Below are 12590 nucleotides of genomic sequence, written 5' to 3'. Positions count from 1 at the left end.
ATGAACTACGAAAATCTTTTAATTTCTATTGAAGAAAAAATCGCGACAATTACTATAAACAGACCAACAAAATTGAATGCTTTAAACAAAGCAACAATTAGCGATCTGAGTAAAGCGATTCAGTTATTGGGTAAAAATGATGATATCCGCGTTATTATTTTAACAGGAAGTGGCGAAAAGGCATTTGTTGCAGGAGCTGATATTTCAGAATTTGCGAATTATACTATTGTTGAAGGCGCACAATTGGCTGCTGAAGGACAAGAATCTCTTTTTGATTTTATTGAAGGACTTAAAAAACCAGTTATTGCAGCCATCAACGGATTTGCTTTAGGTGGAGGATTGGAGTTGGCAATGGCTTGTCATTTCAGAATTGCTTCAGACAATGCAAAAATGGGACTTCCAGAAGTTACTTTAGGATTGATTCCTGGTTACGGAGGAACACAGCGTTTGCCTCAATTGATTGGAAAAGGCCGCGCAATGGAAATGATTATGACTGCAGCAATGATTACTGCTGAACAAGCAAAAGATTACGGTTTAGTAAACCATGTTGTGCCTCAAGAAGAACTTTTATCTTTCACGAATGTAATTGCTCAAAAAATCATTAAAAATGCTCCTTTTGCAATTGGAAAAGCCATAAAAGCAATCAATGCTAATTTTACAGATGGTAAAAATGGTTTTGATGTCGAAATAAAATCATTCGGAAAATGTTTCGGAACAGCTGATTTCAAAGAAGGAACAACAGCATTCTTAGAAAAACGTAAAGCCGAATTTACAGGGAAATAAAATTCTTAACCGCAAAGTTCGCTAGGGATTACGCAAAGCACACAAGGAAAATTAAAAAACTTTGCGAACCTTGCGTAAATCTTTGCGAACTTTGCGGTTAAATAATATAGCACAAAGAGGATAAAAACTTAGCCTCTTAGTATCTCAGAACCTTAGAATCTTAAAAAATGTACGAACCAATATTTGCCCTTTTTTGTGAACGAGTTAAAGAAAGCATCCAAAGCGGAACTTTCGCAAAACTGACTTTGGCCAAAACCATGGGCGATACCGATCTTAAAAATGTTTATTTCAGATTGGTTCTCAATGAAGATAATACATTCTCAATTTCGCTTACTTTCAGATACAAAACAGAAGAAGTAGAAAGCATTCATACTTTAGATGAAGCTTTATTAATTTTGGGCACGCACATTAAAAATCCTTTTTTAACAGCACTTTTATTTACAACAAATGATGACGTTACTTTTAAAGTAAATAAAAAGAATGCAGGAAGTATTATTGAGCAAGCACCGACATTTAAAAATGCTTCTCCGGTCATGCTGGAAATGATTGAGAAAGGGATTGTATAATACGCTTTATCTTTATGGAAATTAAAACTTTTTGGAGAATAATTGTAAAAGGTATTGGTTTGTGGCTTTTAATAAACAGTGTTTATATTATTCCGCAGTTTGCTTCAACATTTTCTCTTACTGAAAATGGAGTAAACTGGAATGTTTTAACTGGAGTTTGGGCTGTACTTTTGGAAAATCTATTTGTTTATTTACTGATAACAGGATTTTTTCTTTTCAAAACAGAATGGATAGTCAACAAGTTGAAACTGGATCAAAATTTTCCTCAAGAAAAGATAGATATAAATTTACCGTATCGCACAGTTCTTTCTATTGCAGTAGTTGTTATCGGAGCAATAGTATTTGTAGAGGCTCTTCCTAAATTGTGTTCAACAATTTATGAATTTGTAAAGCAAAAAGAACTTATTAAAGATTATGCAGGTACTTCGTGGCTCATTTTTTACTTTTTAAAAGCACTTTCAGGCTATTTAATTATGACAAATAGTAAAACGATCATTAAGTTTATTGACAAACAAAAAAACGACGACAAAGAATAATAAAAAAGCTCAAAATGAAACAAATAATTACGCTTCTTACAGTTGCATTACTTTCTCTAACAACATTAGCTCAAACCAAAATGAAAGAATATAAAGCAGGTCATACTTTTGATATAAGTATTCCCGATTATATGAATAAAACAGTTGGTTTAAACGAAGATTCTGCAATAGAATATCAAAGTGAAGTAAAAGAACTTTATGGTTTTGTTATTTATGATTTAAAAGAAGATTTGAAATTAGTTGAATTAAATTTCAATTCGGCGAAAGAGTTTTATGATGGCTTTATGAAAGATTTCTTAAAAGAGACTGAGAAAAAGACTATTTTCAATCCAATTTCAAAAACAATTAATGGTATTAATTTTATAGAAACAGATGTTGAAGCTTTTGATAAAGAGGCGAATATGGAAATCTATTATTTAATTGGTGTTGTGGAAACTAAAAAAGCATTTTATAAAATTCTTTCTTGGTCTGGAAAAGAGAATAAAGATAAGTTTAAAGGAGATTTTCAAAAAATACTCTACAGCATAAAAGACTAATAAAAAATCCCAAAACTATAAAGGTTTTGGGATTTTTGTTTTGTGTATGTCTGCGAAAAATCTTCGTGTATCTCTGCGGAATAACTACATTCTAAACCAACTTCACAAACAAATTAGAAGCAATTTTATTAGAAATAGATAATTCTCTACCATTAACTTTAATTCTGACCGATAAATCGAAAGATTCTTTAGATAGAAATTCAATTTTAGAACCCAAAGCGATTTCTTGTTTGTCCAGATATTTCAAAAACTCGGAAGAAGTATCTTTTACACCAACACAAACTCCAGTTTGATTTTCTTCTAATTCAGATAAAAGCTGTTTTTCGATTTTAATAATTCGGCCGTTTGCATCTGGAATAGGATCTCCATGAGGATCTTCAGTCGGATTTCCAAGAAAATCATCCAAACGATTGATTAACTGCTCTGATTTGATGTGTTCTAATTGTTCTGCAATATCATGAACCTCATCCCAACTGAAGTTTAGCTTTTCAACCAAAAAAACTTCCCATAAACGATGTTTTCTAACAATCATTTTAGCGGCAAGCTTCCCGTTTTCAGTTAAAGAAACACCTTGGTATTTTTTGTAATTCACCAAATCTTTCTCTGCCAGTTTTTTAAGCATATCGGTTACAGAGGAAGCCTTTGTTTCCATAATTTCCGCAATTGCATTTGTGCTGACTTCGGTTTCCAAAGCTGCCGTCAGGTGATATATCGATTTTAAGTAGTTTTCTTCTGAAAAAGTCATTTTTTTTGAGGTTCAAAGTTGCAGAGGTTCAAAGGCTCAAAGGCTTTGTCCCTTTGTCCCTCTGAGCCTTTGCCCCTTATTATTTAACAATCAACAAAGGTATCGAAATTTTATGTCTCAATTTGTCTACAGTTGTTCCAAAAAGAATATCTTTTAATCCAGTGTGGCCGTGGGTTCCCATAACGAGAATGTCAAAATTCCCGCTGTTAATGATTTCTGGAATTGTCTTGTTTGGTTTTCCAAAACCAAGTTCTGTTTCTATGTCGAATCCTTTTTCGGAAAGCATTTTTTTGTACTCTAACAGTAATTTTTCATCAATGGTCGTTTCGTGATCGTGAATGTGGATTCCGTACATTAAAGCGCCGACCGTTTCTACAATATGAATAAGTGTGTATTTGGCATCCATTCCGCCTAGTTCGAAAGCATGATTTAGCGCCGCTTCATCAGCGTTCGAAAAATCCACAGAAACCGCAATGTTTTTAACTTCTTGTGTTTTCTTTTGAGAAAAATGAAGGTTAAGATTATGTGGTGAATGATTTACGGTTTTTGCTTTGAATTTGGCAATAAATGGTTTGAAAACAATGTATAACAATAACGCTAAGAATCCGAAAGCCAAAGGAACTACTGTTAGCCAAAGAATTGTCGGATGATCTGAATTTTCTAACCAAGATGTAATTTCGTCATAAACCAATTTCGCATTTAGAGAAACAATGATCGTGGCAATAATCCAAGAAACAACTTGTGTAGTTCTAGAAATATGAAAACCATTCATTTTCGATTTATCACTCACAAAATGGATTAGCGGAATAATTGCAAAACCCAATTGCAAACTTAGAATTACCTGACTCAGAATTAAAAGTTTTCCTGTGACACTTTCGCCATAAATCAAAATCACGATTACCGCAGGAATAATAGCAATTAAACGCGTAATAATTCTACGAACCCAAGGCTGAATTCTAAAATGAAGATAACCTTCCATTACAATTTGTCCAGCGAGCGTTCCCGTTACAGTTGAACTTTGTCCAGCGGCGATTAAAGCGATAGCAAATAAAGCTGGTGCCCATTTTGTTCCCAGAAGTGGTTCTAAGAATTTGTGCGCATCTTGGATTTCTGCAACTTCAAACATTCCGTTTTTATGGAAAGTGGCGGCGGCAAGAATTAAAATAGCTGCGTTTACAAAAAAGGCCAGATTTAATGCGATGGTAGAATCTATAAAATTGTATTTCAAAGCTTGTTTGATTCCCGCTGGCGTTCTGTCGAATTTTCTCGTTTGCACTAAAGACGAATGCAAGTACAAGTTGTGTGGCATTACGGTTGCTCCAATAATTCCGATAGCAATATACAAAGCGGCAGAATTTGGAATCGAAGGGATAAGTCCTGCAAAGATCTTATGGACTTCTGGTTCTGCAAAGATCATTTCGAAAATAAAAGAGAAGCCAATAATCGCCACCAAAGCAATAATGAAGGCTTCCATCTTGCGAATTCCTTTATTGATCAGGAAAAGCAGTAAAAAGGTATCTAAAACGGTAATTAAGACCGCTTCTAGTAACGGAATTCCGAAAAGCAGATTAATTCCGATTGCCATTCCGAGAACTTCTGCCAGATCGCAGGCTGCAATCGCAATTTCGGCAAGAAAGTATAAAATGTAGTTAATGTATTTGGAATAGGTTTCTCTCGAAGCCTGCGCAAGGTCACGCTGTGTTACGATTCCGAGACGAGCACTTAAACTCTGCAAAAGCAAAGCCATTAAATTACTCATTAATAAAACCCAAACTAAAGTGTAGCCGAATTGGCTTCCGCCGGCAATATCGGTTGCCCAGTTTCCAGGGTCCATATATCCAACGCTTACTAAATATGCAGGGCCTAAGAAGGCTAAAATTTTTCTAAAACCTTTTTTTTTATTTTCTGTAGAGACCGATTCGTGGACTTCTTCTAAAGATTTGGTCATTGTAAAAGTATTGTTTTCACAAATATAGAGAAAAATTATATTCGCGGAACAATATTTTTAGACGAGCCTAAAAGTTAAATGTTAGAATTTAAACAATTCGGACATAAGCCTGATAACGTAAAATTGATTTCGTTAACTTTATAATTATGCGGCATAATGTAACTAGGCTTTACATTTTCAAGACAAGTAATCTCATGACAATTCTCGCAGCTGAAATGCGCATGATTATGAATGTGTACACGCTGATGCGAATGATTGCATTTGGCATACTTTACCGTTCCGTCTAGATTCGAGATTTTATGAATAACATCTTCATTAATCAAACGATCTAGAATTCTATAAATCGTAACGCGATCGCACAAATCATTTAATTGTTTGTGAATTTCTGTATGCGAAAGAGCCGTCTTAGATTTTTCAAACACCTCTAAAACTGCCGTCTTCGCTGCGGTATTACGTGTGGTTTTCATTTTTTACGAAATTAAAAATTAAACGCAACTATGTTGCAATTGTAAAAATTGTATATATTTGCAACAAAACTGCATTAAGCAAAAGTACACATAATGAAGAAAATAAGCACGTCCTTTTACGATATTTTAGGAATTTCAAGCGCGACCATTTGTCTGGTTCATTGTTTGATTTTTCCTCTTTTAACGATTCTCCCTTTAGGGTTAAGTCACAATCCGATTATAGATTTACTATTTGCTTCGATAGGTCTATTTGCAATTCTCAAAATTATAAAAAAATCATCTCTTTTGGTATCGTCCATTTTAGTTGTTTCCATGGCGCTGATTTGGATTAGTATTTTGAGTGAAATTTTATTCGAAATCCATGTCGACTTGATTTACTTTGGAGGAATTGGAATGATTATCGGACATTTGGTTAATTATAAATTACATAGGAAAGAAAATCATTAGAAAATAGCAATATGGAAAAGAAACATTTTGAAGTGATTATTGTTGGCGGAAGTTATAGCGGACTTTCGGCAGCAATGAGTTTAGGGCGTTCTTTACGTCAGGTTTTGGTTATCGATAGCGGTTTGCCTTGCAACAGACAGACACCGCACTCTCATAATTTTATTACACAAGACGGTGAAAAGCCAGCGGTTATTTCGGCGAAAGCCAAACTGCAAGTAGACATTTATAAAACGGTTCAATTTTATAAAGGAATTGCGATAAAAGCCGTTAAAACTGAAAATGGTTTTGAAATCATAACCAGATCTGGAGAAATCTTCTCTGCTAAAAAAGTATTATTCGCAACAGGCGTAAAAGATTTACTTCCCGAAATTAAAGGTTTTGCAGATTGTTGGGGAATTTCAGTTTTACATTGCCCGTATTGTCACGGTTATGAAGTTAAAAACGAAAAAACGGCCATCATTGCCAATGGAGAAATGGGGTTTGAATTTGCAAAATTGATTTCGAATTGGACAAAAGACTTAAGATTATGTACCAATGGGAAATCAGAGCTGACTTCGGAACAAACTCAAAAGCTAGAAAAACATGGTGTCGTGATCTTAGAAGAAGAAATCGATTCTCTAGAACATACTGAAGGTTATGTTTCGAATATCGTTTTCAAAAATGGAGAAAAAGTGGATGTAAAAGCCATTTATGCAAGAGTTCCGTTTGAACAACATTGTAAATTGCCACAAGATTTAGGTTGCGAAATCAATGAACAAGGGTATTTAAAAGTCGACTTTATGCAGAAAACAACCATTCCAGGTATTTTTGGAAGTGGTGATGCTACAACACAAATGCGTTCTGTGGCGTTGGCGGTTTCTTCTGGATCTTTCGCTGGAGCGGTAATTAATAAAGAACTTATCGACGAAGATTTTATATAATTTTTTAAACCATATAAGTCATATAAGAAAATTTAAGTTTCGCTTTAAATGAACTTACATGACTTATATGGTTTAATAATTTCCCCTCAAAACAAAATCCTAACATATTGAATTCAATCAGTTTGAAAATTTTTGTTTTAAGAATAATTATATGTCAAATTTAATTTTTAGTTTTGTCTAAATTTAATTTTATAATAATGAAATATTTATTTTTGACAATATTAATACTTTCGGCCAAAAACTTCTATTCTCAAAATATCTCAGGAAAAGTAACAACATCAATTCCTGTTGGTCATGATATTACTATTAGTTTATTGAATACAAACTTTAAAACACAAACTGATTCTTTAGGGATTTATCAGTTTCAAAATATTCCGAAAGGCGCATATAAAATTCATGTGACCTCGACTGGATTCAAACCCATAACTCAAAGAATCTCAGTTTTGGAAAATGAAAATTTGAATTTAGATTTCGAATTAGAAGAAGATCAAAATGAATTGAACGAAGTAGTAGTTTCAGGAACTTTAAAACCTGTGAAACGATTAGAAAGCGCCGTTCCGGTTGAGGTTTATTCGCCGGTTTTCTTCAAGAAAAACCCAACGCCAAGTATTTATGATGCGCTTCAGAATATAAATGGAGTTCGTCCGCAGCTCAATTGTGGCGTTTGCAACACGGGGGATATTCACATAAACGGATTGGAAGGTCCGTATACTTTGGTTATGATTGACGGTATGCCAATTGTGAGTAGTCTTTCGACAGTTTATGGTTTGTCTGGAATTCCGAATTCTTTGGTAGAAAGAATCGAGATTGTAAAAGGTCCTGCTTCTTCTCTTTATGGAAGTGAAGCGGTTGGTGGTTTGATCAACATTATTACTAAAAACCCAACCAATGCTCCGGTTTTTTCTGCGGATTATTTCACAACTTCTTATTTTGAAAGTAATCTCGATTTGGGAACAAAGTTTAATGTTGGAAAAAAAGCGACTTCTATTATCGGGGTAAATTACTTCAACTACGATCAGGTTGTGGATAAAGACAAAGATAATTTTACCGATGTTACACTTTCTGAACGAATTTCGGTTTTTAATAAATGGAGTTTTCAGCGAAATAATAATCGCCTTTTTACGATTGCAGCGCGTGGAATGTATGAAGATCGCTGGGGCGGAGACATTCGTTGGGAAAAGAAATACAGAGGAGGTGATGAAATCTACGGTGAAAGCATTTATACCAAAAGAGCCGAATTAATTGGAAGTTACCAATTGCCATTTGAAGAAAAACTAATGCTCTCGTTCTCCGGAAATGTTCATTATCAGGACAGCCGATACGGAACAACTTCGTATATCGCCAATCAGAAAATTGGTTTTTTGCAATTGACTTGGGATAAAAAGATCGGAAGAAACGATTTGTTGGCTGGAATTGCGAGCAGATATACCTATTACGACGACAATACGCCAGCAACCAAAGAAGCCGAAAACACTTGGCTTCCTGGAATTTTTGTTCAGGATGAAATTACGTTTTCTCCAAAAAGTCAGGTTCTGCTAGGAATGCGTTACGATTACAATTCGATTCATGGTTCTATTTTTACGCCTAGATTTGCTTATCGATTTAAAGCCAACGAAAACACGATTTTTAGATTAAATGCTGGAACTGGATTTCGTGTGGTAAATTTGTTTACCGAAGATCACGCTGCGTTAACGGGTTCGAGAGATGTAATTATCAAAAACGATTTGAAACCAGAGCAATCGGTAAATGTCAATTTGAATTACATTCAGAAAATCAATTTTGGAAATGGAACGTTCATGGGAATTGAAACTACGGCTTTTTATACCAGATTTAGCAATAAGATTATTTCAGATTACGAGACGAACCCAAACGAGATTATTTACGACAATATTGATGGTTATGCGATAAGTCAAGGAATTAGTACCAATGTAGATCTTAATTTTCCTTCTGGATTAAAATTTATCGTGGGAGCTACGGTTTTAGACAACAAGAATGTAGAAAACGGAATTTCGGAAAGACCTTTTTTGACGGAGAATTTTACAGGAACTTGGAGTATTTCATATAAAATTCAGCCTTGGAATTTATCGATGGATTATACCGGAAATGTTTACAGTCCGATGAAATTACCTTTGTTAAGCGAAACCGATCCGAGAAGTCCGAAATCGCCTTGGTATAGTATTCAGAATATTCAGTTTACCTATTCGGGTTGGAAAGATTTTGAAGTGTATGGTGGAGTGAAAAACCTGCTGAACTTTACACCAAAGCAGAATAATCCGTTTTTAATTTCGAGAACGAATGATCCTTTCGATAAAAATGTGCAATACGATTCGGCTGGAAAAGTGATGGTTACGCCTGATAATCCTTATGGTTTGACATTTGATACGACTTATGTTTACGGACAGAACCAAACAATTCGCGGATTTTTGGGATTGCGGTATACTTTTAGGTAATTTTAATTTTTTAAACACATAGAAACATAGCTTAACTTGTGTAGAAAGGCGTTGCACTTGCATTAATTCACATAGCTTCTATGGGTTTAAATTTTAAGTAGCATGATTTTCGTCTGTCAGGCTGAGCGGAGTCGAAGCCCCGTTCCAATTGGAGCGCCCTTCGACTCCGCTCAGGGAGACAAGCGAGATGAAAAAACTTTCTAATCCTTTTATCTCGATAGCTATCGGGAGTGGCTAAAAAAACAAAAACGATGAAAAAGCTTCTTCTATTTATTCTTTTCTTCGGAATAACTTCAACAGGATTCTGCCAGTTAAAGAGCAGAACTTTTGAGGAAATAGACAGCTTGCAGCAAATTCAAAAACGAAAAATAATTGTTTTCATCCACACTGATTGGTGTCAGTTTTGCCAACGAATGAAAAATACGACTTTTAAAAATCAGGAAATAATCGAAAAATTAAACTCCGATTTCTATTTTATTGATTTTAATGCTGAAGAAAAACGAGATATAACGTTCAATAATCATATTTTTAAATATCAGCCTTCGGGAAATAATGTTGGAGTTCATGAACTGGCTTTGCAATTAGGAACTCAAAACAATCAAATTGTCTATCCGGTTTTGTGTGTCTTAAATGAGAAAAACGAAATTATATTTCAATATTCGAACTATTTATCGCCAAAGGATTTTAAACTACTTTTAGAAAATCTGGAAAAATAAATTTTCTTATTTTTGAGAATGAATTCTTCGCAAATCCCACATTTCGATTACATTTTTACAGGAACAGGACTCGCGTCTTTGATGACGGTTTACAAAATGATTGTATCTGGAAAATTCTCTGATAAATCTATTTTGCTTTTAGATCAGGATTCGAAAAAAGCCAATGATAGAACTTGGTGTTTTTGGGAAAAAGGAGATAGTATTTGGAATCCGATTATTTCAAAAAAATGGGATTCGGCTTTATTTGCCAATACAAACTTTAATCGTCATTTGGAGTTAAAGCCTTATCAATACAGTAAAATAATCGGTTTAGATTTCTATAATTTTGTTTTCGAAGAAATTTCAAAGCATTCTAATATTACTTTTCTAAACGAAAAAGTGACTGATATTAATGAATTGGAAACGCACGTTTTCGTTGGAACTGATGAAAATCGATACACTTGCAATTATCTGTTCAATAGTATTTACACTAGGGCTTTCGCCGAAAGGCAAAACAAATATCCCGTTTTGCAACAGCATTTTGTCGGTTGGTTTGTGAAAACGAAAGAAGAAGTTTTCAATGCGGAAGAAGTTACTTTTATGGATTTTTCGGTTGAGCAAAAAGGAAATACGAGATTTATGTATGTTTTGCCAACTTCAAAAAACGAAGCTTTGGTAGAATATACATTGTTTTCAGAAAAATTGCTTCCAAAAGAAGAATACGAAAAAGAGATTGAAATCTATCTGAAGAAACTTGGTTCAGAACAATACGAAATTCTGGAAAAAGAGGAGGGAAGTATTCCAATGACTTGCTATCCTTTTTGGGAAAAGAATACCAAACGAGTGTTGAATATCGGTACGGCTGGTGGCTGGACAAAAGCAAGTACAGGTTATACTTTTAAAAATTCAGATAAAAAAACTTCAGAATTGGTAGAATTTCTTCAAAATGAAAATTTCCAATTGAAAAGCTTTAATAAAAAATCAAAATTTTGGTTTTACGATTTATTGCTTTTGGATATCCTGTATCGTCATAATGAATTGGGAAGTTCTATTTTTTCTTCCTTATTTGAAAGAGGAAATCCTGCCTTGATTTTTAAGTTTTTGGATGAAGAAACGAATCTGATTGAAGATTTAAAGGTGATTTTAAAATGTCCGAAAATGCCATTTCTTAAAGCTTTGTTTCGAGTGTTTCTTTAGAAACAAATTGACCTATTTTCTTGTTTTTATGACTTTTTGAGGATATTCAAAAATGACAAGTTCATTTAGATTTGTTGGCAGCAAAGTATAATCGATGTTTTGCGATAATGAACTTAGTATTGTGATATATGGGAATTTCCAAACATTTAAAATTTGATTCAGAAATAGACGCAATCAGCACAATTTGTAAAGCCCTTGGTCATGCAGTCCGAATTCAAATTATGACACTTTTATGGAAAAGAGACAACAGAACTTGTGGAGAACTTGTCGAATTAATTCCGCTTGCGCAATCCACAATATCCAAACATCTTTTAGAATTAAAAAAAGCAGGTCTTGTTAGGATAAAAAACGAAGGCAAGAAAACCATTTATTCTGTTGAAATCGATAGTATTCAGATAATTAAAAAATACTTTAGCTGTTATCTTTCCACTATTGAAATTGCTGAAAAAAATAAAACTACCGTTTTGACAACTAAACTAAAAGTAGGCAAAAACAGTCATTTGAAACAGTATAATTATCAATTTTCGCATAAAAAGGTAACAGAAAAGCATCTTAATTTTTGTAGAAATTAAATTAAGATTTGGACTCTAAAAATTTAATATCGAACTATAACAAAACTTTATACTTCAAATTAACTAGTTGCGAGTAAACTTTGTAACTTTGCATTTCAAAAAGTACAATTTAAAACAAAAAAATATGTATCCACTAGATATGGTAAAACCAATGGAAGCTGAATTAACAGCTGCAGGTTTTCAAGATTTACATAGTGCTGAAGCTGTAGATAATGCTATCAAAGCTGAAGGTACCACTTTAGTTGTTGTAAACTCTGTTTGCGGGTGCGCTGCAAGAAATGCACGTCCAGGAGCAAAAATGAGTTTAGAAGGTGCTAAAAAACCAGATCATTTAATCACTGTTTTCGCTGGTGTTGACAAAGAAGCGGTTGATGCTGCAAGACAACACATGTTTCCTTTTCCTCCATCATCTCCATCTATGGCTTTGTTTAAAAACGGAGAATTGGTTCACATGTTAGAACGTCACCACATCGAAGGACGTCCAGCTGAATTAATCGCTGAGAACTTACAAGACGCTTTTAACGAGTTTTGTTAATTTTTTTAAGTTGCTAAGGTTCTGAGATGCTAAGCTTCTAAGTTTAGTGGCAGAGGTTCAAAGTGACAAAGAAACAAAGATTTATAAAAGCACCGTTTGGTGCTTTTTTTTATGCAATACAATTGAAAACTTAGAAGCTTAGCATCTCAGAGCCTTAGTGGCTTATCACCTTTGCAACTTTGCAACTTTTTCC

At 34.0% G+C, this 12590-nt stretch carries 14 protein-coding genes; 11 read left to right on the top strand and 3 right to left on the bottom strand.

The window, feature by feature from the left end; genetic code table 11:
- From K6T82_RS13075 to K6T82_RS13060, 4 genes are all read left to right on the top strand, one after another.
- Positions 1–783, top strand: coding sequence for an enoyl-CoA hydratase/isomerase family protein (locus tag K6T82_RS13075; protein WP_223706361.1), 783 nt, complete (start codon positions 1–3; stop codon positions 781–783).
- A gap of 167 nt (positions 784–950) precedes the next feature.
- Positions 951–1349: a hypothetical protein gene (locus K6T82_RS13070; RefSeq protein ID WP_223706360.1), complete on the top strand. Its 399-nt coding sequence runs from the start codon at positions 951–953 to the stop codon at positions 1347–1349.
- A 14-nt stretch (positions 1350–1363) separates the two neighbouring features.
- On the top strand, positions 1364–1885 hold the full coding sequence (locus K6T82_RS13065; protein ID WP_223706358.1) for a hypothetical protein: 522 nt from the start codon (positions 1364–1366) through the stop codon (positions 1883–1885).
- A gap of 14 nt (positions 1886–1899) precedes the next feature.
- Positions 1900–2421, top strand: a complete 522-nt coding sequence (locus K6T82_RS13060) for a hypothetical protein (RefSeq protein WP_223706357.1) — start codon at positions 1900–1902, stop codon at positions 2419–2421.
- A 91-nt stretch (positions 2422–2512) separates the two neighbouring features.
- Here K6T82_RS13060 and K6T82_RS13055 read toward each other — a convergent pair whose 3' ends face one another.
- From K6T82_RS13055 to K6T82_RS13045, 3 genes are all read right to left on the bottom strand, one after another.
- Positions 2513–3166 (bottom strand): metal-dependent transcriptional regulator, encoded by a 654-nt coding sequence (locus K6T82_RS13055; protein ID WP_223706355.1) that lies wholly within the window; start codon positions 3164–3166, stop codon positions 2513–2515.
- Positions 3167–3245: 79 nt separating this feature from the next.
- Positions 3246–5114, bottom strand: coding sequence for an Nramp family divalent metal transporter (locus K6T82_RS13050; protein ID WP_223706353.1), 1869 nt, complete (start codon positions 5112–5114; stop codon positions 3246–3248).
- A 74-nt stretch (positions 5115–5188) separates the two neighbouring features.
- Complete coding sequence (locus K6T82_RS13045; protein WP_008465649.1) at positions 5189–5581, bottom strand: Fur family transcriptional regulator; 393 nt, start codon at positions 5579–5581, stop codon at positions 5189–5191.
- A 93-nt stretch (positions 5582–5674) separates the two neighbouring features.
- Here K6T82_RS13045 and K6T82_RS13040 point away from each other — a divergent pair, with 93 nt between their 5' ends.
- The 7 genes from K6T82_RS13040 (at position 5675) to K6T82_RS13010 (ending at position 12397) form a co-directional block, all read left to right on the top strand.
- A complete protein-coding gene (locus tag K6T82_RS13040; protein ID WP_223706351.1) occupies positions 5675–6028 on the top strand; it encodes a MerC domain-containing protein in 354 nt (117 codons plus the stop codon).
- Positions 6029–6039: 11 nt separating this feature from the next.
- Positions 6040–6948: an NAD(P)/FAD-dependent oxidoreductase gene (locus tag K6T82_RS13035; RefSeq protein WP_223706348.1), complete on the top strand. Its 909-nt coding sequence runs from the start codon at positions 6040–6042 to the stop codon at positions 6946–6948.
- A gap of 197 nt (positions 6949–7145) precedes the next feature.
- Positions 7146–9398, top strand: coding sequence for a TonB-dependent receptor (locus tag K6T82_RS13030; RefSeq protein WP_223706346.1), 2253 nt, complete (start codon positions 7146–7148; stop codon positions 9396–9398).
- Between the two features lie 251 nt (positions 9399–9649).
- Positions 9650–10114 carry a thioredoxin family protein gene (locus tag K6T82_RS13025; protein ID WP_223706344.1) on the top strand — a complete coding sequence of 155 codons (465 nt, stop codon included), beginning with the start codon at positions 9650–9652 and terminating at the stop codon, positions 10112–10114.
- 18 nt (positions 10115–10132) lie between these two features.
- Positions 10133–11290, top strand: a complete 1158-nt coding sequence (locus tag K6T82_RS13020) for a lycopene cyclase family protein (protein WP_223706342.1) — start codon at positions 10133–10135, stop codon at positions 11288–11290.
- Positions 11291–11418: 128 nt separating this feature from the next.
- The gene (locus tag K6T82_RS13015) at positions 11419–11862 is read left to right on the top strand and encodes an ArsR/SmtB family transcription factor (RefSeq protein WP_223706340.1); all 444 of its coding nucleotides are present in this window, start codon (positions 11419–11421) and stop codon (positions 11860–11862) included.
- 124 nt (positions 11863–11986) lie between these two features.
- Complete coding sequence (locus tag K6T82_RS13010) at positions 11987–12397, top strand: BrxA/BrxB family bacilliredoxin (protein WP_125718339.1); 411 nt, start codon at positions 11987–11989, stop codon at positions 12395–12397.
- Positions 12398–12590 lie beyond the last annotated feature (193 nt).

The organism is Flavobacterium potami (genome assembly GCF_020026915.1).
Lineage (GTDB): Bacteria > Bacteroidota > Bacteroidia > Flavobacteriales > Flavobacteriaceae > Flavobacterium > Flavobacterium potami.
The sequence above is the reverse complement of the archived record's forward strand: the minus strand, read 5'-3'. Positions and strand labels throughout refer to the sequence as shown.

Coding starts and splice junctions, on each gene's coding strand:
- K6T82_RS13035 (WP_223706348.1), top strand. CDS start 6,040: ATGGAAAAGAAACATTTTGAAGTGATTATTGTTGGCGGAAGTTATAGC.
- K6T82_RS13025 (WP_223706344.1), top strand. CDS start 9,650: ATGAAAAAGCTTCTTCTATTTATTCTTTTCTTCGGAATAACTTCAACA.
- K6T82_RS13060 (WP_223706357.1), top strand. CDS start 1,900: ATGAAACAAATAATTACGCTTCTTACAGTTGCATTACTTTCTCTAACA.
- K6T82_RS13050 (WP_223706353.1), bottom strand. CDS start 5,114: ATGACCAAATCTTTAGAAGAAGTCCACGAATCGGTCTCTACAGAAAAT.
- K6T82_RS13010 (WP_125718339.1), top strand. CDS start 11,987: ATGTATCCACTAGATATGGTAAAACCAATGGAAGCTGAATTAACAGCT.
- K6T82_RS13070 (WP_223706360.1), top strand. CDS start 951: ATGTACGAACCAATATTTGCCCTTTTTTGTGAACGAGTTAAAGAAAGC.
- K6T82_RS13030 (WP_223706346.1), top strand. CDS start 7,146: ATGAAATATTTATTTTTGACAATATTAATACTTTCGGCCAAAAACTTC.
- K6T82_RS13020 (WP_223706342.1), top strand. CDS start 10,133: ATGAATTCTTCGCAAATCCCACATTTCGATTACATTTTTACAGGAACA.
- K6T82_RS13075 (WP_223706361.1), top strand. CDS start 1: ATGAACTACGAAAATCTTTTAATTTCTATTGAAGAAAAAATCGCGACA.
- K6T82_RS13040 (WP_223706351.1), top strand. CDS start 5,675: ATGAAGAAAATAAGCACGTCCTTTTACGATATTTTAGGAATTTCAAGC.
- K6T82_RS13015 (WP_223706340.1), top strand. CDS start 11,419: ATGGGAATTTCCAAACATTTAAAATTTGATTCAGAAATAGACGCAATC.
- K6T82_RS13055 (WP_223706355.1), bottom strand. CDS start 3,166: ATGACTTTTTCAGAAGAAAACTACTTAAAATCGATATATCACCTGACG.
- K6T82_RS13065 (WP_223706358.1), top strand. CDS start 1,364: ATGGAAATTAAAACTTTTTGGAGAATAATTGTAAAAGGTATTGGTTTG.
- K6T82_RS13045 (WP_008465649.1), bottom strand. CDS start 5,581: ATGAAAACCACACGTAATACCGCAGCGAAGACGGCAGTTTTAGAGGTG.